This is a genomic window from Erythrobacter rubeus, assembly GCF_014705715.1.
Taxonomy (GTDB): Bacteria; Pseudomonadota; Alphaproteobacteria; order Sphingomonadales; family Sphingomonadaceae; genus Erythrobacter; species Erythrobacter rubeus.
Genome location: NZ_JACXLC010000001.1, coordinates 794,354 through 815,365 on the forward strand (window position 1 = coordinate 794,354; position 21,012 = coordinate 815,365).

24 protein-coding genes are annotated in these 21,012 nt (G+C 62.2%); 16 read left to right on the forward strand and 8 right to left on the reverse strand.

The features are described from left to right. Positions 1–29 precede the first annotated feature (29 nt). The 4 genes from IB285_RS03850 to IB285_RS03865 form a co-directional block, all read right to left on the reverse strand. A complete protein-coding gene (locus IB285_RS03850; protein ID WP_190786934.1) occupies positions 30–674 on the reverse strand; it encodes a glutathione S-transferase in 645 nt (214 codons plus the stop codon). Positions 675–680: 6 nt separating this feature from the next. Then, a complete protein-coding gene (trhO, locus tag IB285_RS03855) occupies positions 681–1,619 on the reverse strand; it encodes an oxygen-dependent tRNA uridine(34) hydroxylase TrhO (RefSeq protein WP_190786935.1) in 939 nt (312 codons plus the stop codon). A 4-nt stretch (positions 1,620–1,623) separates the two neighbouring features. Further along, positions 1,624–2,706, reverse strand: a complete 1,083-nt coding sequence (locus IB285_RS03860; RefSeq protein WP_190786936.1) for a branched-chain amino acid aminotransferase — start codon at positions 2,704–2,706, stop codon at positions 1,624–1,626. 780 nt (positions 2,707–3,486) lie between these two features. After that, positions 3,487–4,134: a hypothetical protein gene (locus IB285_RS03865; protein ID WP_190786937.1), complete on the reverse strand. Its 648-nt coding sequence runs from the start codon at positions 4,132–4,134 to the stop codon at positions 3,487–3,489. A gap of 34 nt (positions 4,135–4,168) precedes the next feature. On the opposite strand from IB285_RS03865, the gene IB285_RS03870 reads away from it, so the two are divergent. Then, positions 4,169–4,924, forward strand: coding sequence for a TlyA family RNA methyltransferase (locus IB285_RS03870; protein ID WP_190786938.1), 756 nt, complete (start codon positions 4,169–4,171; stop codon positions 4,922–4,924). Between the two features lie 3 nt (positions 4,925–4,927). On the opposite strand, the gene IB285_RS03875 is transcribed toward IB285_RS03870, so the two are convergent. Further along, a complete protein-coding gene (locus tag IB285_RS03875) occupies positions 4,928–5,599 on the reverse strand; it encodes a DUF6969 family protein (RefSeq protein WP_190786939.1) in 672 nt (223 codons plus the stop codon). A gap of 722 nt (positions 5,600–6,321) precedes the next feature. Here IB285_RS03875 and IB285_RS03880 point away from each other — a divergent pair. The 5 genes from IB285_RS03880 to IB285_RS03900 are packed head-to-tail and all read left to right on the forward strand — an operon-like array spanning position 6,322 to position 9,996. Continuing rightward, positions 6,322–6,870: a TspO/MBR family protein gene (locus IB285_RS03880; RefSeq protein WP_190786940.1), complete on the forward strand. Its 549-nt coding sequence runs from the start codon at positions 6,322–6,324 to the stop codon at positions 6,868–6,870. Positions 6,871–6,914: 44 nt separating this feature from the next. Then, entirely contained in the window at positions 6,915–7,166 is a 252-nt protein-coding gene (locus IB285_RS03885; RefSeq protein ID WP_190786941.1) for an accessory factor UbiK family protein, read from the forward strand. 42 nt (positions 7,167–7,208) lie between these two features. Continuing rightward, positions 7,209–7,811 (forward strand): DNA repair protein RecO, encoded by a 603-nt coding sequence (gene recO / locus IB285_RS03890; RefSeq protein WP_190786942.1) that lies wholly within the window; start codon positions 7,209–7,211, stop codon positions 7,809–7,811. A gap of 7 nt (positions 7,812–7,818) precedes the next feature. Further along, a complete protein-coding gene (gene leuB, locus IB285_RS03895) occupies positions 7,819–8,877 on the forward strand; it encodes a 3-isopropylmalate dehydrogenase (RefSeq protein WP_190786943.1) in 1,059 nt (352 codons plus the stop codon). 15 nt (positions 8,878–8,892) lie between these two features. Continuing rightward, positions 8,893–9,996 carry a glycosyltransferase family 2 protein gene (locus tag IB285_RS03900; RefSeq protein WP_190786944.1) on the forward strand — a complete coding sequence of 368 codons (1,104 nt, stop codon included), beginning with the start codon at positions 8,893–8,895 and terminating at the stop codon, positions 9,994–9,996. On the opposite strand, the gene IB285_RS03905 is transcribed toward IB285_RS03900, so the two are convergent. Together IB285_RS03905 and IB285_RS03910 are read right to left on the reverse strand one after the other, a co-directional pair. Further along, a complete protein-coding gene (locus IB285_RS03905) occupies positions 9,993–11,339 on the reverse strand; it encodes a phospholipid carrier-dependent glycosyltransferase (protein ID WP_190786945.1) in 1,347 nt (448 codons plus the stop codon). The genes IB285_RS03900 and IB285_RS03905 overlap by 4 nt on opposite strands. 63 nt (positions 11,340–11,402) lie before the next feature. Further along, the gene (locus IB285_RS03910) at positions 11,403–11,810 is read right to left on the reverse strand and encodes a hypothetical protein (RefSeq protein WP_190786946.1); all 408 of its coding nucleotides are present in this window, start codon (positions 11,808–11,810) and stop codon (positions 11,403–11,405) included. Between the two features lie 76 nt (positions 11,811–11,886). On the opposite strand from IB285_RS03910, the gene IB285_RS03915 reads away from it, so the two are divergent. From IB285_RS03915 to IB285_RS03960, 10 genes are all read left to right on the forward strand, one after another. Beyond that, complete coding sequence (locus IB285_RS03915; protein WP_190786947.1) at positions 11,887–12,426, forward strand: TetR/AcrR family transcriptional regulator; 540 nt, start codon at positions 11,887–11,889, stop codon at positions 12,424–12,426. A 19-nt stretch (positions 12,427–12,445) separates the two neighbouring features. Next, positions 12,446–13,663 (forward strand): trans-sulfuration enzyme family protein, encoded by a 1,218-nt coding sequence (locus IB285_RS03920; RefSeq protein WP_190786948.1) that lies wholly within the window; start codon positions 12,446–12,448, stop codon positions 13,661–13,663. A 460-nt stretch (positions 13,664–14,123) separates the two neighbouring features. Next, positions 14,124–15,644, forward strand: coding sequence for a SulP family inorganic anion transporter (locus IB285_RS03925; RefSeq protein ID WP_190786949.1), 1,521 nt, complete (start codon positions 14,124–14,126; stop codon positions 15,642–15,644). Positions 15,645–15,716: 72 nt separating this feature from the next. Next, positions 15,717–16,346, forward strand: a complete 630-nt coding sequence (locus tag IB285_RS03930; protein ID WP_190786950.1) for a 2-hydroxychromene-2-carboxylate isomerase — start codon at positions 15,717–15,719, stop codon at positions 16,344–16,346. A 174-nt stretch (positions 16,347–16,520) separates the two neighbouring features. After that, a complete protein-coding gene (locus tag IB285_RS03935) occupies positions 16,521–17,291 on the forward strand; it encodes a helix-turn-helix transcriptional regulator (protein ID WP_190786951.1) in 771 nt (256 codons plus the stop codon). Between the two features lie 187 nt (positions 17,292–17,478). Further along, positions 17,479–17,688, forward strand: a complete 210-nt coding sequence (locus tag IB285_RS03940) for a hypothetical protein (protein WP_190786952.1) — start codon at positions 17,479–17,481, stop codon at positions 17,686–17,688. Between the two features lie 55 nt (positions 17,689–17,743). Then, a complete protein-coding gene (locus IB285_RS03945; RefSeq protein WP_190786953.1) occupies positions 17,744–18,121 on the forward strand; it encodes a hypothetical protein in 378 nt (125 codons plus the stop codon). A gap of 148 nt (positions 18,122–18,269) precedes the next feature. Then, a complete protein-coding gene (gene apaG / locus IB285_RS03950) occupies positions 18,270–18,677 on the forward strand; it encodes a Co2+/Mg2+ efflux protein ApaG (RefSeq protein WP_190786954.1) in 408 nt (135 codons plus the stop codon). Positions 18,678–18,750: 73 nt separating this feature from the next. After that, positions 18,751–19,539, forward strand: a complete 789-nt coding sequence (locus tag IB285_RS03955) for a LysR family transcriptional regulator (protein WP_190786955.1) — start codon at positions 18,751–18,753, stop codon at positions 19,537–19,539. Next, complete coding sequence (locus tag IB285_RS03960; protein ID WP_190786956.1) at positions 19,536–20,078, forward strand: GNAT family N-acetyltransferase; 543 nt, start codon at positions 19,536–19,538, stop codon at positions 20,076–20,078. Before IB285_RS03955 ends, IB285_RS03960 begins: the two co-directional genes overlap by 4 nt. Before the next feature lie 55 nt (positions 20,079–20,133). Here the strand turns inward: IB285_RS03960 and IB285_RS03965 are convergent, their stop codons facing one another. After that, the gene (locus IB285_RS03965; RefSeq protein WP_190786957.1) at positions 20,134–20,655 is read right to left on the reverse strand and encodes a hypothetical protein; all 522 of its coding nucleotides are present in this window, start codon (positions 20,653–20,655) and stop codon (positions 20,134–20,136) included. Positions 20,656–21,012 lie beyond the last annotated feature (357 nt).

Sequence of the window (21,012 nt, forward strand, 5' to 3'; positions counted from 1 at the left end):
TTAAGGATCGCCTACTAATTGAGGATCGCTTACTGGGGGCCGAAGGCGATCGGATCGTCACCGGCTTTCCAGGGCGTGAATTTGGGCATGACCGCTTGAAACAGGTCGGAGGACAGATGGCCTTCCAGCCAATTTTGGAGATGCGGGATATCCTGAGCATCGAACCAGGCCCGATCGGTGTTGGCGAACTGCCGGATGAAGGGGAACAGCGCGATATCGGCCAGAGTGCGCGTCTCCCCGCAAAGCTGCGGTTGATCGGTCAGCCGCGCGTCGAGATCCTGCAAGATTGCAAGACCTTCGCCCCGGTGGTCGATCTGGCCGTGATCGGGCTCATCCTCGTAACGATTGGGGTATTTGTAGCGGTCGAGGTGGTGCTTGAACGGGCCGTCATTACGCTCGATCAGCTTTTTGTCGTCTCCGCTCAGCCAGCCCTCGGGATCGCTCTTGGCCAAGGCCCAGCGCATCACCGCGATGCTCTCATCCACCACCTCCCCATCGGGGAGGGCCAGCACCGGCACCGTTGCTTTCGGAGAGGTTTCAGCAAGCTCAGGAGGCTTGTCGGCGAGCTTCACCTCGCGCAGTTCGACCGTGATGCTCGCGATCCACAGCGCCATGCGCGCACGCATCGCATAGGGGCAACGGCGGAAGCTGTAGAGGATGGGAAGATCACTCACAGCTTATCAATCACCCGATGCGGGCAGCGTTCCGACATGCTTCTCGCCCCGTTCGCGCGCCAGCCGGGCTTGCTTCTGCCGCTCGCGATAGCGCGCACGCTGTTCGTCGGAGCGCTCCTCGATGCAATGCGGGCAGCTGATCCCTTCCTCGAAATGCTCGCTGGCCATGTCCTTGGCGTCGATCGGGCGGCGGCAGGCGCGGCACAGCACATAGTCTCCGATTTCGAGATCGTGCTTCACCGCAACGCGCTCATCGAAAACGAAGCATTCGCCTTCCCACAGGCTTTGCTCTTCGGGCACTGTTTCGAGATATTTGAGGATGCCGCCCTTCAGGTGGAACACGTCCTCGACGCCTTCCGATTTCAGGAAGCTCGTCGATTTCTCGCAGCGAATGCCGCCGGTGCAAAACATCGCGACTTTCTTTTTGCCGCTGAGCAATCCTTCGCGGTGCTCCCGAAACCAATTCGGAAATTCGCCGAAGCTGTGCGTTTCCGGATCGAGTGCGCCCTTGAACGTGCCGATCGCGACTTCGTAATCGTTGCGTGTGTCGATCACGACCGTGTCCGGATCGCTGATGAGGTCGTTCCAGTCCTCAGGGGCGACATAGGTGCCCACGCTGGCGCGCGGATCGATATCGGGTTCACCCATGGTGACGATTTCGCGTTTCAACCGCACTTTCATCCGGTTGAAGGGCATCTCTTTCGCCGAAGAGAACTTCACTTCGAGCTTCTCGCATCCGGGCAGCGCGTGAATGTGCGCGAGCACTGCATCGAGCCCCTCGCGCGCACCGGCAATCGTTCCGTTGATGCCTTCCTTGGCGAGCAGGAGTGTGCCGCCAATGCCGTTGGCCTTGCACACCGCTTCAAGCGGCGCTTTCAGCGCGGCAGGATCGCCGAATGGCGTAAACTGGTACAAAGCTGCGACTTGGACGCGCGTGTCCGTCATCGGGTCACCCGATCCGTTCCACCCAGCCGTGCTTATCCTCGACATGGCCGTGCTGGATGCCGACCAGCTTTTCGCGCATTTTCTGCGCCATCTGGCCGATGCCGCCGGTGCCGATCGTGAATTCGCCAGCGGGCGAGGCGACTGTGCCGACGGGGGTCACGACCGCTGCCGTGCCGCAGGCGAGCGTTTCGAGGAGCTCGCCGCTCTCTGCCTCTTCGCGCCATTGGGCAATCGAATATGGCTCCTCGCGCACATCGAGCCCTTCTTCGCGCAACATCGCGATCAGGCTGTCTCGGGTTATGCCGGGCAGGATTGTGCCGGTGAGCGGCGGGGTGATGACGCTGCCATCGGCGCGCACGAAGAACAGGTTCATGCCGCCGAGTTCCTCGACCCATTTGTTCTCGATTGCGTCGAGAAACACGACCTGATCGCATCCCTTGGCGATGGCCTCGGCCTGCGGGACGAGGCTGGCGGCGTAATTGCCCCCGGTCTTGGCCGCACCAGTGCCGCCGGGGGCAGCGCGGACATAATCCTGGCTCACCCAGATCTTGACCGGATTGACGCCCTTTTTGAAGTAATTGCCCGAGGATACGAGGATGAGGACGAACTTGTACTGTTTCGCCGGACGCACGCCGAGAAACGCTTCGGAGGCGAACATGAACGGCCGGATATAGAGCGAGCCGCCCTCGATAGGCGGCATCCACTTCGCATCGGTTTTGACCGCTTCGCGCACGGCGGCGAGGAAGGTTTCTTCCGGCAGTTCGGGCATCGCCATGCGGCGCGCGCTGTCATTGAAGCGCCCGGCGTTTGCCTCGGGCCGGAACAGCGCAAGCCCGCCATCGGCGTGGGCATAGGCTTTCATCCCTTCGAAGATTTCCTGCGCATAGTGAAGCACGCTGGAGGCGGGATCCATCGGGATCGCTTCCCTCGGGCCGATCACAGGGGTCTGCCAGCCGCCTTTCGCCTCATCATAGTCGATCGTGACCATGTGGTCGGTAAAGACGGTGCCGAAACCCGGGTCGGCAATGGCCGCTTCGCGCGCCGCATCGGGCGTCGGCGAGGGGTGGGGGATGCGTTTGAATTCCATGGAGTGCGGGTAATATGGTGTTGCGCTCGGGGCAAGCGGGGAGTCTTTTGTCTTGTGCCCTCAAACGCCTGGCGGCGGACATCCGTCCGCCTTGGCTTCGCCGCATAAGCGGCGGCGCGCAGTCGCGCGCTGGCGTCGCTGGTAGCGATGCTATGAGCGCTGCCTTGCTAACCTGCACCAAGCGCTATTGCGCTGGATCATAGGCTTGGTCGCGGAGCACGGCGCGCAGCGCCGCAAGCCCAACCGGGCGCCCGCAGCGCTGCAGGCGCGAGGATTTCGCGCCCCGGATGGGTTGCGGACAACAAAGACTCCGCGCCCGGCGTCTGAGGGCGAAAGAGAACATGAAAAGGGCGGCTCTCGCCCGTAGGAGAACCGCCCTTTCATGGTCAGCGGCCGGAAGTGCCGCTCACGAAACCTCACTCGGTAAGGAAGTTACCGAATATGCTCCGTAGGGATCTTCACCGACCTCGCTACTGAACCATGAGACATCGGATCACCTCCTTTCGCGCTTGAAAGCCAAGACCTCGCCGTATCACCGGGGGCCGAAGTTCGCGTTTGCCGCTAACCTCACGCACATAATTGAGTCTGTTGATGCCCGAAGACAAGACTTGAAAAAAACTTTTCCCACGTCAGTATAGAACGCCGTTGCGCTGGAGCAGTGACGATGCGCCCGAGGGGAAACCCTGGGCGTTTTTGATTCCCGGGGCAGGCGTGCACCGCTTGCTCATCGTTATTGTGGAAAGCCGGAAAAGAATCGGCGACGCGAAACACCGCGCGGCGTCAGCGGCAGTCTTCGATCACGCGGCTCACCTCGACCCAGGCGGGAACGTAGAGCGATGGAAGACCCTGGGTTTCGACCGCGAAGCGCCCCTTGGTGATCGCCATCGCATCGAGGAGCGGGTCGCCCGCGAACAGGATCGCGGCGAGCATCGGACGCGCGCCCTGCATCGGCGTCGCCTGAATGGATCGCTCCGCGGTCTCGGTCTCGATCCGCATCACGCGCGCGGAGGTGGCGGGAGTATCAATAACACGGGCAATACCGACATTGCCGCTCGCTTTGTCGCAGCGGATAATGAGGGAAGGGCTCGCCGCGCTAGTTCCGAACAGCGCGAGGGTTTCGCCGGTTTCGTCTGCATAAGTCCAAGTGCCCGGCGTCGGAGGCGCATCGAGGTAATTGTCGTAGACCGGCTGCTGCACGGCGGCTGCGGTTGTCGGTGGAGGCGCAGAAGCGCTCCGCGGCGGCTCCGCTGTGGGGGCGGGCGCGGGGGCAGGGGCCTGTGTTCGAGCTGGCGCTGGAGTGGGTGCGGGATCGGCCGCGACGGGCACTGTCGTTTCGACCTGCGACGGGATGTCGACCGAGGGGATACAGGCGGCGATGCCAAAGGTCAGCGCGATTGCGCCCGCGGCGTGGAAGTAGACTGCTTTCATAGGGCCTAAATGCGCGCTAACGCCATTCGGGTCCATGACGAAAACGACAAAACCATCGAAAAAGAAGCGGGTAGACCATTTGCTCATCGAGCGAGAACTGGCCGAGAGCCGGACCCGCGCGCAGGCGCTGATCATGGCGGGCACGGTCTTTTCAGGTGAGAGCAAGATCGAAAAGCCGGGACAGCAGATCGCCGAGGACGCGCCGCTCGAAGTGCGCGGAAGAGACCATCCATGGGTCAGCCGCGGCGGGATAAAGCTCGCCCATGCGATCGAGCATTTCGGCCTCGACCCGGCAGGCGCTGTGGCGTTGGATGTCGGCAGCTCGACCGGGGGTTTTACCGACGTTCTGCTTACCAAGGGCGCGAGCCATGTCTTCGCGGTCGATAGCGGGACCAACCAGCTTGCCTGGAAACTGCGTCAAGATGACCGGGTCACGGTCTACGAGCAGACGAGCGCTCGCATTCTCTCAGCCGAGCAGATCGACCGCCCGGTCGATTGGGTGGTGTGCGATGCGAGCTTTATCAGCCTTGCCAAAGTGCTCGAACGCCCGCTTGAACTCGCTACCCCCCACTGCCGGCTGGTCGCGCTGATCAAGCCGCAATTCGAAGTTGCGCGCGAAGAGGTAGGGAAGGGCGGGGTAGTGCGTGATTCCGCCCTGCACGAGCGGGTGTGCGGCGAGGTGCGCGAATGGATCGAGGGACTGGGCTGGGATGTGCAGGGTATCGCGCAAAGCCCGATTACCGGACCTCAGGGCAACGTCGAGTTTCTGATCAGCGCGGCTCGGGCCTGATTATCAGGCCAGCTCTTCCTCGGGCCAATCGAGGCTTGAAATCTTGGCGTCCAGATCGATCGGGATCTGCGAGAGAACCTCGACGCCGCTTTCCTTCTCGTAACCCTTCTCCCCGTGCAGCGCTTCGAGCTCTTCCTGCTTCGCGTCGCGCTGTCTCAGCAAATCCGCGATCTCTTCGCGGTAGAGCGCGACCATTGCAGTGACGAAGCGATTGACGAGACCGTCCTCCTGCGTCTTGTCGACGTTGAAGTCTTCAAGATGGTCGATCATGACATCGGCCGGGTAGAGAAATTCGTTGGTGACATAGCGGTTCACGGTGAACCACGCGCGGGGAATCCCGACAGTGTCGATCGAGAGCCCGATAAGGTGCGTTACATGCGCCTTTGCATCCTCGCCCTGCGGAGGCCAGACTTTCGGCTCTAGCCCTTCGGGCAATTGTGTCCGGTGAAGGAAGAGGTGGAAGTGGCCATGCTCGTCTTCATCGCGGCTGCCAGCAGCATGAACATGGTAGTACCAGCGGGACTTGCAATCCGCGTCGCGCGCATCCTTGGGAGGATAATGCGACCAGAACGTCACTTTGTCCTTAGGCACGACGCGCAGCATGAGCGGTTTTTGCTCCTGCGCCATCGCAGTGATGGTTTCGATAACGGTCTGAGCGGCTTCGATCTTGTTCATGACAACGGAGATAGAAAGCAAAACGGCCGACAGCAACAGGTGTTGCTATCGGCCGAATGCAATTAAGCGTTTCTGCGAGGCTTATGCAGCGCCGCAGCAGCCAGCTGCACAGCAGCCTTCTGCGGCACAGCAACCAGCTGCACAGCAGCCAGCGGCGCAGCAGCCAGCGGCACAGCAAGCGACTTCAGCAGCGGCACAGCAAGCAGCTTCTGCAACTTCTTCAGCAGCGGCGCATGCGCTCAGTGCGGTTTCGTCGGCTGCGGTGCCGGCATCGTCAGCGGGGGCCGAGCAAGCGGAGGTTGCAACAGCGAGACCGCCAGCGACAGCGAGCATCGAAGCAAAATTGGTCTTTTTCATTAAATTGTTCCCCAATATGGGCTCCCATCGAGCCCTTACATAAGGTGGGACGCGCGGGTGGATGAATCCTGCCGAGGTGCGTCCCGAATCGCGGCAAGAATGTGGCGACGCTATCACAATGCATAGAAAACGCACACGCCTTTAATCTCAATTAGCCAAAAGTCCCCGATTTCTGCGATTTTGAGTGCTTGACTCGCGGCCAAGCGTGGGAAAATTGGCTCTGGCAAAAACAGCATGTATTGCGCGTTCGCAGTGACGTTCACACGAATCGCACTGCCTAACTAACGGGGTCGCAACCAAGTCCGACATATGTGCACGCGCAGAACACTGCCGCGCGCAATCTGCCCGCCCCAACAGGAGAGCGAATGAACATTCTGGCTTCGAAAGAGCAATTGCGAGCGAGTTTTTTGAGGTGGGCCCTCTTTCTCGTCCCTCTTATCGTATTGCTCGGCTTTATCTCCGGCCAGTTGGGGAGTCCCTCGACGCAGTGGTTCCAGAGCCTCACCAAGCCATCGATTTTCCCCCCGACGGCAATTTTCGGTGTTGTCTGGACGGTGCTGTGGGTGCTCATCGGGTTCTCGGTCGCTCTGGTCGGGAGCGCATGGGGTGCACGCGGCAGGGGCATCGCCCTGATCGCATTCGTCTTTCATTTCGTTGGCACGCTCGCTTGGACGCCGGTGTTCTTCGGAATGCAGGACATGGAGAGCGGTCTTTACCTGCTCGCTTACGCGGCGGTCACTCTCGTCATCGTGATCGCGCTTTTCTGGAAGGTGCGTCGCACAGCGGCGCTGCTGTTGGTGCCGTATTTCGGCTGGGTCTGTTTCGCCGCCGCGCTCAATTACCAGTTTATCGCCGAAAACCCCGAGGGCGGCAGCGACGATGAAAACGGGGCAGCAGTCGAGATCAATCTGTAGAGTTCGTTCTGGACAAAGCGCGGCGGCTTCACCAAATAGCGGCCATGCAAAGCGAAAACCCGATCATCGCCGACTTCGTAAAAATCGCGAACAGCGCCGCCGGCACCATGGCCGGAATGACACGCGAGGCCCGCGAGGGCGCTCGCGAACGTCTGCGCGAGGTGATGGGCGGCGTGGACTTCGTGAGCCGCGAGGAATTCGACACGGTGAAGGCGATGGTGCAGAAAGCGCGCGAACAGGCCGACGCTCTCGAAGCGAAAGTCGCCGAGCTCGAAGCCAAGCTGGCGGGAAAGTAACCCGCGCGCCGATGAGGCGGCGCCCATGATCCCCCGCGTCCAATGAATATCCGCGCGCCAGCGATCCTCGTTGCGTCGCGCGCGCACGGCGAGACGGCCACGATCGCGCGGCTCCTGACCGAGGAATATGGCCTAGTCGCTGGCTATGTCGCGGGCGGACGTGGACGACAGCTGCGCCCTGTCATGATCCCCGGCAATCGCGTGGCGATGGAACTGCGCGCCAAATCGGACAGCCAGTTGCCATTCGCCAAGCTGGAGCTGGAGGAGAGCCGCGGCCCGTGGATGACCGAGCCGCTTCCCGCAGCGGCGGTTACCTGGGCCTGCGCGCTCACTGCGAGCGTCCTGCCGGAACGAAATCCGTACCCCTCGCTCTATCAGGCATTGGACGGGCTGTTGACTGCGATTTGCCATGCGCCGTCCGCGCGCGGTTGGCTGGCGGCGATGGTCGCTTACGAGGCTATGCTATTGCGCGAGCTCGGCTATGGCGGAGCTAAGCCCGACATGGCGGGCGACCTTGACGCGCACATAGAGGCCTTTCGCGCGCTTCATCGGCCGATTGCACGCTACCTGCTTGCCGACACCAAAGGCGATGTTATGGCCGCCCGTGTTGCACTGGGCGAACGGTTGGTGCGGATGGTGGAGTGAGACGCTGATGAAGATCGCAGTATTGCCCGGCGACGGGATCGGGCCGGAGGTCACACGGGAAGCGGTGAAGGTGCTCGAGGCGCTTGACCTGCCGGGCCTCACGCTGTTCGATGGCGACGTTGGCGGTATCGCGTACAAGCGCCACGGCCACCCGCTGCCCCAAGAGACTTTGACGATGGCGCGCGAATGCGACGCAGTTCTGTTTGGGGCAGTTGGCGATCCGTCCTGCGACGGTTTGGAGCGGCATTTGCGGCCCGAGCAGGCGGTGCTCGGCTTGAGGCAAGAGCTGGGCCTGTTTGCGAACCTGCGACCGGCCAAGGTTTTCGAGGGGCTGGAGCATCTCTCCCCGCTCAAGCCGGAAATCGCCCGCAATCTTGATATCCTTTTCGTCCGCGAACTAACAGGAGACGTCTATTTCGGCGACAAAGGTGAGCGCATCGGGATCGACGGCAGCCGCGAGGGTTGGGACACAATGTCCTATTCCGCGAGCGAAGTCAGCCGGATCGCGCAAGTGGCTTTTCGCGCCGCGCGGGCGGGCGATTGCCGGGTGTGCAGCGTGGACAAGGCCAACGTGCTCGAAACCAGCCAGGTGTGGCGCGACACCGTGATCGAGGCGGCCGGAGCACATCCCGATATCGAGCTCACTCACATGTATGTCGACAACGCCGCCATGCAGGTCATCAGCCGGCCTTCCCAGTTCGGGGTGATCCTGACCGGTAACCTGTTCGGCGATATCCTTTCCGACCTCGCGAGTGCGGCGGTGGGATCGATCGGCCTGCTGCCGAGCGCGTCGATGGGCGAGCGCGAGACCGATCACGGTATTTTCGGTCTATATGAGCCAATCCACGGCAGCGCGCCCGATATTGCTGGCGAGGGCAAGGCAAACCCGATGGCGACGATCTTGTCGGCGGCGATGATGCTGCGCCATTCGTTCGGCTGTGAAGCAGAGGCCGCGCGCATCGAAGCCGCTGTCGAAAAAGCGCTCGCGGACGGTATTCGCGGCGGCGATCTGGGCGGCGAGGACGGCTGCGAAGCGATCGGCGCGGCGGTCCGCGAGCGGCTGTGACATCGGCGAAGGCCCGTGCCGCTTGAACTGGCGATCATCCTTCCGACGCTGAATGAGCGCGGCAATCTGGCTCCGCTGATCCAGCGGATCGAGAACGCGTTGAAGCCGGTGATGGACGATGATGGCTGGGAAGTGCTCGTCGTCGATGACGACAGCACTGACGGCACGGCGGAAGAAGCCCGCAAGCTGGCACGGACCGACCGGCGCGTGCGGATCATCCAGCGGATCGGGCGCCGCGGGCTGTCGAGCGCTGCGATCGAAGGCTTTTGCGCGACGGCTGCTCCATTCGCCGCAGTGATGGATGCCGACCACCAGCATGATCCCGCTTTGCTGCCGGAGATGCTCGCCACCCTGAAAGCCGACGAGGCAGACATCTGTGTTGCAAGCCGCTTTGCCGAAGGGGCGAGCACCGAGGGATGGGAGCAACCCGAGCGCGAGCGTCTTTCAAGCCTCGCCAACAGGGCGGCGCGTCTGATCACCGGGGTCAAGATGAGCGATCCAATGAGCGGATATTTCATGCTCCGCACATCGCGGGCGCTGGAATTGACGCCGCGCCTTTCGGGCATCGGTTTCAAGATCCTGTTCGATCTGCTCGCCACCGCCGACGCGACATTGCGGGTCAGGGAATTGCCGCTCAAATTTGCAGCGCGCCGCGAGGGTGAGAGCAAGCTCGACCGTGCAATCCTGTTCGATTTTCTCGCCGGGCTTTACGACCGAACGCTCGGCCGGGTAATCCCGACACGCTTTGCGCTATTCGGCACGGTCGGCGGGCTCGGCGTGATCGTGCATTACACGGTGCTCACCATCATGTTCACCGGCATGACCGCGACGTTCTGGAAAGCGCATACCATCGCCGTGCTCGTCGCGATGAGCTTCAATTTCTGGCTGAACAACTGGCTCACCTACCGCGACAAGCGCCTGAAGGGCTTCGGCCGGCTGCTAAGCGGGTGGATCGGATTTTGCGCGACCTGCGCCGTGGGCGGTTTCGCCAATGTCGCGGTTGCCACCCTGCTCGAAAGTCAGGGCGTGTTCTGGGCGCTCGCTGCGCTCGCTGGAATCCTCATCGGTTCGGTGTGGAATTACGCTTTGTCGAGCCGTTTCGTTTGGGGCAGGTTTTAGCGCCAGCCCTCGATCCAGGTCCACTTGGCAAAGCTCATCGGGCCTTCGAGTTCGCCTGCGCTCAGGATTGTGAAAAACACCGCGAAGACCAGAGCCGATCCGGCCAGAACAACATAGCTGATCCAGCGATGCTGCGCGCTGCGGTGGATGTCCGAGAGGGCGAGGGCGAGCGCTGCGAGCAGGAAGCAGCTTGGAAGGAAGTAGTGGTAATAGAATTGCACCGGCTTAGGCGCGATCAGCCATAGGCCAAGGCTCGCGCAGTAAGCGGCGACCACCGCGAGCCGCGACCAATCGCGGCGATGCGCCCCTCTTACCAGACACCACGCCAGTGCAGGCAGGCCCAGCAGCATCGTCAGCGGGTTTCCGATCAGCAGCACCCCGCGCTGCGCGTTGTCGGTAAACTCGTAGAGGTACCAGATGCCGCGCGTATTCAGCACCCATTGCTGCCAGCTGCTCTGATAGGAATGCGGCGCAAGCACCTGTCTTTGCAGGTCGAGCATCTCCCGCTGGAACGCAATTAACCCTCCTTCGGCGAGCGGCGAGGGATGGAACCGGTCTCCCATCCAGTATCCCGGCGCGAACGTCAGCGCGTATACCAGCAGCGGAAGGGCGCCGAGCCACACAAACGCTTCGGCCAGCGATATTCCGGGGACCGGAATGCCACGTTTGCTCATGAGCAGGCGCCGCCGACCAGCAGAAAGGCGCGCGGCGAAGAACGCTACACCGGGTGCCATCGCGATCGGCACAGCGTTCCATTTCGATGCCATCGCGCAGCCCAGCGCGACGCCCGTCAGCGCCAGCCTCAGCCGCCCACGCTCCGGCTCGCGTATGGCAGCGGCGAACTGCCAAGCGGCTAGCGCGATGAATGCAGCCATGAAAATATCGAGCATGGCGATGCGGGCATGGACGAAGACATGGAACCCCGTGACCAGCAATATGCCGAATGCCGCGGTCGCGAACCTTTCATGGCTTGCGTGCCAAAGCGCGCGCATCCCGGCAAAAACCGTGACGGTCCCGGCCAGCAGAGGCATGATCCGCCATCCTAGCGGATTATCTCCGAAAATGGCCATGCCAACGGCGATGAGTTCCTTGGCAAGCAGCGGATGCTCGCGATTGATGTAGCGCCCACCATCTCCCCAGATCGCCAGGATTTCACGCGCGGCGGGTAGGTAATGCACCTCGTCGAAATAGGGCGCGCCGGGAATGGTCAGCCTGATCGCACCGAGCGCCGCGAAACCGAGCGAAATGGCGACGCACCACCCCCAAGGATCGCGTGGATGCTCCGGCGGCAGAGCGGCTTCGTGCAAGCTCGCTGGAAGGGGCGGGGCGGAAGCCTCTGACATATCCCGCCAGCGCTTAGGAAAGCGCTTGGCGGGCGGCAAGGGCGTTAACGCTGGAGGAGGTGTCTATGCGGGCTGAGGCTTTGCCTGCGCTTCTGCACTGCGCTCCAGCCAGAACAGCCGCGCGCACATGGCGAGGAGCCCGATACTGGCGGTGCCTCCGACAAACAGCGCCCATGGCACGACGTTCATCCCCGCTTTTCGCGCGCGCGGCGCGATGAAGAACAGCGCTATTCCGACGCACATCACTAGGTCCCACCACACTTGAATTCCGGTCAGGTTGACCGTGTGGTTGGTCCAGAACATCACGACACCTTCCTGCCAGATCTGGACAGCGGTGTACGCACCAAAGCCTGCGGAAAGCATTGCGGCGAGCGCGGCATTGCCGGTTGTTGGTTTGGCGACAAGAATATAGGCCATGGCGATCCCGCCGAATACCAGGATGATGACGAAGAGGGTTTGCAGCATGTCCATTGATCGTACTCCGGCTGTCTATGTAGCGGTTGCTACATGCAGTGGTAACGCAATGTAGCACTTGCTACAAGAGGAAATGGCAAACTCTTCACTTTCACGCGAAACGCTGCTGCCCAAATTGGCGGCGCACGTGCTCGAACACGGGCTCGGCGGGGCGAGCCTGCGGCCGCTTGCCAAGGCTGCGGGCACGAGCGATCGGATGCTGATCTATCACTTCGGCAACAAGGAGCAGCTGGTCGCCGACCTGCTTGAATACATCGCCGGGGTCTATTCGGCTGCGCTGGATATGGCGATCGGTCCTGAGCGGCCGACCAGCAGACAGGAGTGCTTCGAACGCATTCTTGAGCAAGGGCGCCAACGGACGATGCAGAGGTTTCTCGTGTTATGGTGGGAAATCGTCGCAGGTTCGGCGCGCGGGGTGCCGGGATACAAGAATGCGGCGGAGCAAATGATGACCAATCAGCTCGCCTGGCTTGAAGGGCAAATGCCGAAGGACGACCCCGATCCGGCGGGAGGCGCGCGCTACATCATGACCCTGCTCGAAGGCACCTTGATGCTCGATGTCGTTGGACACGGCGAGACAGCGCGCCAAGGGATTGTTGCGGGGCAGCTCTAACCGCCCTAATCCTGCGCTCATGAAGAAGACCACCGGAATGGACCGCGCCGCGACCCGCAAATGGCGCCCGGCCACGCAGGCCGTGCGCGGCGGAACCTGGCGCAGCGAACATGGCGAGACGAGCGAGGCGATGTTCCTCACCTCGGGCTACACTTATGACGATGCGCAGACGGTGGCGGACCGGTTTGCTGGCGATGCGGATGGCATGACCTATTCGCGCCTGCAAAACCCCACCGCCGCGATGCTCGAAGAGCGCATCGCCCTCCTCGAAGGGGCGGAGGCCTGCCGCGCGCAGGCCAGCGGAATGGCAGCGATGACGGCGGCGCTGCTCTGCCAGCTTTCCGCCGGCGATCACTGCGTCGCAGCCCGCGCCGCATTCGGTTCGTGCCGCTGGCTGGTCGACAGCCTGCTGCCCCGCTTCGGGATCGAGACAAGCGTGATCGACAGCGCCGACAATGACCAATGGGAAGCCGCTATCCAGCCGAATACCAAGGTCTTCTTCTTCGAAACCCCGGCCAACCCGACGCTCGATGTGGTCGATCTCCAGCATGTTTGCGATCTCGCAAAGGCGCACGGGATCATAACCGTGGTCGACAATGCCTTCGCCTCGCCCGCTTTGCAGCGGCCGATGGAATTCGGAGCCGACGTCGTGGCCTATAGCGCGACCAAGCTGATGGATGGGCAGGGAAGGGTGCTGGCAGGCGCGATCTGCGCGAGCGAGGAGTGGATTACCGAAACGCTCATGCCGTTTCAGCGCAACACCGGGCCGACGATTTCGCCGTTCAACGCCTGGGTAGTGCACAAGGGGTTGGAGACGCTATCGCTGCGCGCGCACCATCAGAGTCGCAGCGCGGTTGCGCTCGGCGAATTCCTTGAACCGCGCGTCCTGAAAGCGGGCGGCCACATGCGTCACCCCGGTCTGCCAAGCCATCATCGCCACAATCTCGCGCTCGCACAGATGGAGGCGACCGGGCCGATCTTCGCGTTCGATGTCGGCACGCGGCAGCGCGCCTTCGCCATTCTCGATGCGATGGAGCTTATCGATATCTCGAACAATATCGGCGATTCCAAGAGCCTGATGTGCCATCCGGCGAGCACCACTCATGCCAATATGGGCGAGGACGCGCGAAGCGAAATGGGCGTCACCGAAGGGCTGCTGCGGATCAATGTGGGCCTCGAGGATATTGCAGACCTCACCGAAGACCTGGACCGCGCGCTGGCGGCGGCTGGGATTTAGCAGAGGTATCCTTAGTCGGCTCGAAGAGCCGCAAGCCCGACCGGGCGCCCACAGCGATGCGACCTTCAGGTCGCAATGAGCGAGGAAACGGCGAGCCGGATGGCTTGCTTAAACAAGAACGCAAAAAGCCGGGTCGCCCTTTTGAAGGCAATCCCGGCTTCATGCACACCGACCCCGCTTCGTGCGTATTCTCTCGGGGGCCGTTTGGAACGGCTTTATTAGAGGGGCCACCCTCTTTGAATTGCGGAAACGACGGGTCGTCATCGCCGCAGACAGACGCGGTTTTATTGATGCAACCCTAACCGAACGCGATCAATCGCGGGTAACATGCTCTTTACCATGACGGCCGCGAAACAATTGCGCGGTTGTGCATTGCAGCATTGATCTCTAGTGACGCGCCAACTCTCCCACGCAGGCGTCACCCTGCACACCCTCGACGGGTACAATCTGGAACCTGAATATGACCCAAGACCGCTCCTTTGCGGCCACGCTGCGGCGTGACTGGCTTGGCCAACCCAAGGCCGACATCCTCGCCGGCATCGTCGTCGCGCTTGCGCTGATCCCCGAAGCGATCGGCTTTGCGCTGATCGCCGGTGTCGATCCGAGCGTCGGGCTATATGCATCGGTCGTGATTGCTATGGTGATCGCGCTGACGGGCGGGCGTCCCGGCATGATCTCCGCCGCCACTGCCGCGGTGGCCGTCGTCGTGATCCCGTTGGTGCGTGATTACGGCGTCGAATATCTGTTCGCGGCCACCATCCTGATGGGAATTTTCCAAGGGATTGCGGCTCTCCTGCGGCTCGACCTGCTGATGCAATTCGTCAGCCGCAGCGTCATCACTGGCTTCGTCAACGCGCTTGCGATCCTCATTTTCATGGCGCAGATTCCGCAGCTCGATCCCACGCAGGACGGGGTCAATCTCTACACCTATGCAATGGTCGCCATCGGTCTGGGCATCATCTATCTGCTGCCGCGCCTCACGAAATCAGTGCCGAGCCCACTCGTCGCGATCGTCCTGCTGACGGCTGCCACCATGTATTGGGGGCTGCCGGTCAACAACGTAGCAGGCGAGGGCGAGCTGCCCGATGGGCTGCCGTTCTTCGCGATCCCCGACGTGCCGCTCACCTGGGAGACGCTGCGGATCATCGCGCCATACTCGCTCACCATGGCCGCTGTCGGCCTGCTTGAAAGCCTCCTCACCGCGCAGATCGTCGACGACATGACGCACACCGACAGCAACAAGCAGCGCGAAAGCGCAGGGCAGGGCGCTGCCAATATCGCGGCGGCCTTCTTTGGCGGCATGGGCGGCTGCGCAATGATCGGCCAGTCGGTGATCAACGTAGCATCGGGCGGGCGAGGGCGCCTGTCGACCTTCACCGCGGGTGCGTTCCTGCTGTTCCTGCTCACCGTGCTTGGCCCCTATGTCGGGCAGGTGCCGATGCCCGCGCTGGTCGCGGTGATGATCATGGTGAGCATCGGGACATTCAGCTGGAACTCGATCCCCAATCTGCGCCGCCATCCGCCGACCAGCTCGATCGTCATGCTGACGACCGTGGCCGTCGTCGTGTGGACGCATGACCTCGCGCTGGGTGTGCTCGCAGGCGTGCTGCTGTCGGGCATCTTCTTCGCGCAGAAGGTGAAGAGCCTCTTCACGGTCGAGCGCGTGCGCCGCCCGCACAGCGCGGTCTATGTTGTGACCGGCGAGATTTTCTTTGCAAGTGTCGACAAGTTCATCGAGAAATTGGGCCCCGAAAGCCAGTATGACGATGCCGCGCACCACGTGGTGATCGATGTGTCGAAAGCGCATTTCTGGGACATTTCGGCGATCGGTGCGCTCGAAAAGGTGATCGAGCGCATGCGCCGCAACGGCCGCCACACGCGGGTCGTGGGCCTGAATGCGGCTAGCGCCGACCTGTTCGATCGCTTCGCGCTGGAGGACCGCACCGGCATCGAGTTGGGCCTCGCGCCGATGAAGACCTGACGCCCACGTTTCCAGTCAGCTTGCGCAGCCCGTTTCCATATGCAACCTCTCGCGCAAAGGGAGAGTAGATATATGGCAAACCGCGTCGAGCTGATCTTCGATTTCGTCAGTCCCAACGCCTATCTCGTCTGGTGGCCCTTGCGCGATTTGATCAAGCGCACCGGGGCCGAGCTGGATGTCGTGCCGGTGTTTTTGGCCGGGATGCACCGCCTCACGGGCAATGCGCCGCCGATGATCCGGGACAAGGACGTGAAGGGCAAGGTCGAGTACTCGATGCTCGAAATGCAGCGCTTCATCCAGAAACACGCGCTGAGCAAATACAAGCTTCATCCGCAATTTCCCTTCAACTCGATCCTGCTCCAGCGAATGCTGTATGCAGCCGATCAGGATGGGCGCGGTGTGCAATTTGCCGAGACCCTGCTGCCTGCAATCTGGGAGGACGGGGTCGATATCGCCGATCCGGAAGCCTTGGGCGCGGTGATCGCCGATGCCGGGTTCGATGCGCAGGATTTGTTCGCCCGCTCGCAAACGGACGAAGTGAAACAGGGCCTCGTCGCCAGCACCGACAAAGCCGTGGAGCGCGGCGCATTCGGCATCCCCACCATGTTCGTCGGGACAAAAGGCGCGGAGGAGAGCAGCTACGAAATGTTCTTCGGCAAGGAGCGGCTGGGGCAAATCGAAGAAGAACTGGCCAAGGGGTAGTCGGCACCGACGTAGCCGGGCCAAGATTGCGCCTCGACGCCTGAGAACTACGGCTCACGCGTGCCCTTCCACGCTTCGCACAATTTGACGATACCGCATGGGTGTGATTTGATCATGAGGTCCGGAAGAGACGCATGAGGGGGTGAGGGTCGATCCAGGCGACGGCCTGTAGCTATGCAGAATTTCTTGATTGATTTCGTTTCGCGGTTCGAGGCTGCCGACGGCTTCGACGACAAATGGGCATGCTTGGTCCAGACTTATGCGGCGCTCGGGTTCAATGTCGTTAACTACACCGTGTTTCCGGACGCTGAAACTCACCAGGACCCCGTTTTCATAGAGAACTTTCGCAACAACTGGAAGGAGCACTACGCGGCGCGTGACTACGGTTCCGTCGATGCGATGATCCCGCACGTGCTTGGCACCAACATCCCGGCCATCATGTATTCAGTGGATGAGCGCCAGCCTCTGGACTGGCCGGAAAGGGCAAGGCAGCTGATTGCCGAAGCGAAAGAGGCGGGGATGGAGAGAGCCGTCGGCTTCTCGCATCGCAATGCAGACGGTGTGGTCGATGGCGGTGTTGCGCTGGGGACAGACCTCCTTTCTGAAACTGAATTCTCGAAAATCGTCAAGGACAAGTTGCCGCTGCTCTACATGATTTACTCAATAGCCTATCACGAGCTGCACCCGGAAAGGCGACAGCTCGCGGCGCTTGAAACGCTGAAGATTTCGCCCCGCCAGCAGGATCTCCTGATGGCTTTATGGGACGGGCTTTCCAACAAGCAGATCTCTGAAAGGCTGGGTGTGTCTGAGGTCACCGTATCGTTTCATCTCAAGCAGTTGCGCGGCAAGCTTGGCTGCCACCTCAATCGAGAGATCATCCCAAAAGCCTACCACCGCGGTCTCCTCGGCAACAGCGCCCGTCGCGCGCTTCGGGCGGCCGATTAGCTTTATCTTTTTATAGGTTAAGCCTCTCTGCCGAGACCTCTAGACCGGTTTCGAAGATCGATTGATCGATCTCGTCAACAGGGTTGGAGGCAAAATGATCAGGGGCATTCGTGCATACGTGTTACTTGGAGCGGCAATCTCACTAAGCGGTTGCGCCGGAATGGGTGGAGGTTGTTCCGGGGTCGAAATGAGAACTGAGCCGGGCAGGTTCGGTCAGACATCCGTGGTTGTGCGCAACACATCCGATGAGCCCAAGCTCGTAAATCTCGCCATCATCGATAGCGATGGATCCGAAATCAACTCGCAGTCGATGCGCGTGGACTCAAAAGATGTGGTCGAGACCGCAGTCGGAAACATGCGCGAAGGTGTGTCAATCGAAATGACGAGCTGCGAATAGGCCCGGAACGTGGCACTCCGCGATCAATATCATCGCCTTTACTGAGGTGCATAATATGAAAATCAAGCAATTTTCGGCCGCCTTTGCCGTGGCCTTTGGCGCTGCGCTAGTTTCCGGCTGCGGCAATTCCGGTCCGGATCTCAACGGCGCCTGGGTTACTGCGTCGATGCGCGACGCCATGGAATGTCAGATGGGCCGTGTCATGGTCATCAATGAAGACAAGATTGTCTTCGGCATCGCCGGGAGGGTCATGAAAGAATTCGGCAATCTTGAGACACAGGAGCAGGAGGACGGAACCGTTGTGCTGAAATCCGACGCGGCAAAGTTCGAAATTCGACCGGGCGAAGAGCCTGGCCAGATGACCTTGTTGTCCGGGCCAGTGGTGGCCGAACATCATACGACCCGGCTTCCCAAGGAGCTCGCTCGCTGCTGAACTAGCGATCATTGGCCGCGACCACCCAGCAATTCGTTACCCGCAGACATTGAACGGTGGATGAAATCTGCCCCGATCGGGATACAGCGGGGATTAACCGCGTTGGTGCTCTTGTTACCCAAAAGAGAATCGTTACCTTGGGTTTGCTATGAAAGAGCTGTTCCAACACGCTGCCATTACCGACGGAGTTACCGTTCGGGTCGCTGTCAACTTTTTGCCCGAACAGTCCCATCCGGAGGCGGGCAAGTGGTTTTGGGTCTACCATATCCGCATCGAGAACGGCTCGCACGAACCGCTGCAATTGCGCACGCGCCACTGGCGTATCACCGATGCCCGCGGAATGGTGAACCATGTCGATGGCGAAGGCGTGGTCGGTGAACAGCCGATGCTCCAGCCGGGCGAAAGCCACGATTACGTAAGCGGCTGTCCGCTGACGACGCCGCACGGCTCGATGGAAGGGTTCTACACCTTCCTGCGCGGCGACGGCTCTCCGCTGGAGGTGCGCATCCCGTTCTTCCCGCTCGCCGCGCCGGAAACCGCCGACGACAATCGCTGAGCCGGCGTAGCGGCTGCGCGGGTCCACTCTCAGTGGCTTGCGATGATCGCATAGCGCGCTAAAGCAGGCTCCTGTGAAACGCACGCATCTCCCTCTCAATGCCCTGCGCGTATACGACGCGGCGGCGCGCCACCTGTCCTTCACCCGCGCGGCTGATGAGCTTGCGGTGACGCCTGCGGCTGTCGGCCAGCAGATCCGCGCGCTTGAGGATCACCTCGGCGTGGTCCTGTTCCGCCGCACGTCCAAGGGGCTCGAGCTGACGCCGGAGGGCGAGGCTGGGCTCGATGCTCTGCGCGAAGGGTTCCTTCGTTTCGAGGAGAGTGTGCAGGCCATGCAGGCGGGGCAATCCTCCGACAGGTACACGATTGCCGCCCCGCGCGAGTTCTACGCCGAATGGCTCGCCCCGCGCCTTGCGGTGTTCCAGGCCGATACGCCCGGGGTCCTCTACAGCTTCGTCGCGGACGAGAACGCCGATTTTACCGAGGCCAATCTCGACATCGCGATCCGGCTGGTCGACGGGCCGGGCGACCTCGAGGGCGTGCAGCTCGCCCCGGCAGAGCGCGTCACCGTCGCTGCGCCCAAGCACCGCGATGCGTGGATCGACTGGCCCGGTGCGGCGCTACCCGAAGGGGTGAAGCCATGCATCAAGGCGGGCAGCGCAGGCCAGGCGCTCTCCAGCGCGCTCGCAGGGATGGGCCGCACCGTCCTGCCGCATCCGCTGGTCGCAGGCGCGCTCGAAAGCGGCGCATTGCAAGCGCAGGGCGAACCGGAGGAGAGCCGCCGCGCATACTGGCTCGTCGCGCCGACCCCGCAATGGCGCAGCAAGAAGGTGAAGGCGCTGGTCAAGTTCCTCACCGAATGACCGGCGTCCCCAGTCTCACGACGCCCCGCTTCACGATGAGACCGCTCCGCCGGACCGACGCTGCCGCGCTCTTCCCGACGCTCTCCGACCCGCATCAATGCCGCTATCTCAGCCGCGAGGCCTTCGCCGACGAAGCGGAACTGCACAGCTGGCTCGCCGATCCCGACTGGCCGGGCAGGACCTGGATCGCCGAGGACGCAGCGGGCGTCGCCGGCCGCTTCGTCGCCATGCCCGCGCATGAGGAAGGGGTGATCGAGGTCGGCTACATCACCTGCGCGCACCGCCAGCGCGAAGGCGTCGCCCGCGAGTGCATGGCCGCGCTCATCAATCACCTGTTCACCGCGCCGATCGGGGAAGGCCCGACCGAGCAAGGGACCGCGCGCAAGCTCATCGCCGTGGTCGATTGCGAGAACCCCGCCTCGGCCCGCACGGCGGAGCGGCTGGGCTTCGTCCGCGAGGCGCATTTCCGCGAGCATGAGACCACGCACGAGGGGCTGCGCGACGTGTGGGTCTACGGATTGCTGGCCCGCGAGTGGTGAAATGGATCGTGTTTACGCTCGCCCATCTGGGTGAGCTTAAAACAGGGACTTCTCCTCAGTCTCCGCACACCGTGTCCGGCTCGCGGCCGAGGCCTTCCAGCACTTCGCGCGCGATGTAGTCATACACCGGATGGCCCGGTTCCAGATTGCGGACGTCGACCCAGTCGGCGCGGCGGTGCTGGATCACCCAGCACAGCATCCCGTTGGCCATGGGATCGAAGGCGCTCTGAGCCAGCGCGCGCTCGAGGGCACAGTCCTCGAGCCGCAGGACGCCCCATTGGAGAGCCTCCTCCCACGCCGCGTTGAAGCCCTCCGCACCGGGCCGCTGGCGCAGCTTGTAGATGGCCTCGATGGACTTGCCGATATTCTTGGCGGCGGATTTGACGATCCCGGTGGCGGCGAGATGCGCGATGAATTCGCGCTGGAGATCGGGCGTGATCGAGTTGCGACGCGGTGCCTTGTGCGGAACCGGCTCAAAATCGAGCAGCGGATCGCCCGGCGCAGGCGGCTCGGCGGAGTAGGCGACGGCGGAAGTGGCTTGGCGGGCGATGGCGCGGTGGTTGGTGAGCTTGGTCATGGCTCAACGGAAGTATGCGCAATCCGGCCAAGTAGGAAAACACTATGTGGCCGGGAATGGTGCGAGCCGGAGGCGAGCCAGCGCGCGACCGCGCGCCGGCCGGTAGGCCGAAGCCAAGCGACGCGGATGCGTCGCGCCCGGCGTCTGAGGGCGCAAACAAAAGACTCACGCCAAGGGACGTTTGTCTTTGTGGCCGGGATTATGCGGAAAGCGCCGGTCTGTATGGAGAGGAGTTTTTGTTGTCCGCACCCCATCCGGGGTGCGATATCCTCGGCCCTATCGGGCCTGCGGGCGGGCGGTCGCCCTTGCGGCGGCTGCGCTGCCGTTCTGGCGCGAGCTAGCGACGAGGCACCAAAC

Bases quoted from the DNA above. Each gene is read 5' to 3' on its own strand.
- IB285_RS03865 (WP_190786937.1), bottom strand. From the start codon at position 4,134: ATGAAAGCAGTCTACTTCCACGCCGCGGGCGCAATCGCGCTGACCTTT.
- IB285_RS03910 (WP_190786946.1), bottom strand. From the start codon at position 11,810: ATGGACATGCTGCAAACCCTCTTCGTCATCATCCTGGTATTCGGCGGG.
- IB285_RS03880 (WP_190786940.1), top strand. From the start codon at position 6,322: ATGAACATTCTGGCTTCGAAAGAGCAATTGCGAGCGAGTTTTTTGAGG.
- recO (WP_190786942.1), top strand. From the start codon at position 7,209: ATGAATATCCGCGCGCCAGCGATCCTCGTTGCGTCGCGCGCGCACGGC.
- apaG (WP_190786954.1), top strand. From the start codon at position 18,270: ATGAAAGAGCTGTTCCAACACGCTGCCATTACCGACGGAGTTACCGTT.
- IB285_RS03905 (WP_190786945.1), bottom strand. From the start codon at position 11,339: ATGTCAGAGGCTTCCGCCCCGCCCCTTCCAGCGAGCTTGCACGAAGCC.
- IB285_RS03965 (WP_190786957.1), bottom strand. From the start codon at position 20,655: ATGACCAAGCTCACCAACCACCGCGCCATCGCCCGCCAAGCCACTTCC.
- IB285_RS03940 (WP_190786952.1), top strand. From the start codon at position 17,479: ATGAGAACTGAGCCGGGCAGGTTCGGTCAGACATCCGTGGTTGTGCGC.
- IB285_RS03930 (WP_190786950.1), top strand. From the start codon at position 15,717: ATGGCAAACCGCGTCGAGCTGATCTTCGATTTCGTCAGTCCCAACGCC.
- IB285_RS03860 (WP_190786936.1), bottom strand. From the start codon at position 2,706: ATGGAATTCAAACGCATCCCCCACCCCTCGCCGACGCCCGATGCGGCG.
- IB285_RS03915 (WP_190786947.1), top strand. From the start codon at position 11,887: ATGGCAAACTCTTCACTTTCACGCGAAACGCTGCTGCCCAAATTGGCG.
- IB285_RS03875 (WP_190786939.1), bottom strand. From the start codon at position 5,599: ATGAACAAGATCGAAGCCGCTCAGACCGTTATCGAAACCATCACTGCG.
- IB285_RS03925 (WP_190786949.1), top strand. From the start codon at position 14,124: ATGACCCAAGACCGCTCCTTTGCGGCCACGCTGCGGCGTGACTGGCTT.
- IB285_RS03960 (WP_190786956.1), top strand. From the start codon at position 19,536: ATGACCGGCGTCCCCAGTCTCACGACGCCCCGCTTCACGATGAGACCG.
- IB285_RS03885 (WP_190786941.1), top strand. From the start codon at position 6,915: ATGCAAAGCGAAAACCCGATCATCGCCGACTTCGTAAAAATCGCGAAC.
- IB285_RS03870 (WP_190786938.1), top strand. From the start codon at position 4,169: ATGACGAAAACGACAAAACCATCGAAAAAGAAGCGGGTAGACCATTTG.
- IB285_RS03935 (WP_190786951.1), top strand. From the start codon at position 16,521: ATGCAGAATTTCTTGATTGATTTCGTTTCGCGGTTCGAGGCTGCCGAC.
- trhO (WP_190786935.1), bottom strand. From the start codon at position 1,619: ATGACGGACACGCGCGTCCAAGTCGCAGCTTTGTACCAGTTTACGCCA.
- IB285_RS03920 (WP_190786948.1), top strand. From the start codon at position 12,446: ATGAAGAAGACCACCGGAATGGACCGCGCCGCGACCCGCAAATGGCGC.
- IB285_RS03945 (WP_190786953.1), top strand. From the start codon at position 17,744: ATGAAAATCAAGCAATTTTCGGCCGCCTTTGCCGTGGCCTTTGGCGCT.
- leuB (WP_190786943.1), top strand. From the start codon at position 7,819: ATGAAGATCGCAGTATTGCCCGGCGACGGGATCGGGCCGGAGGTCACA.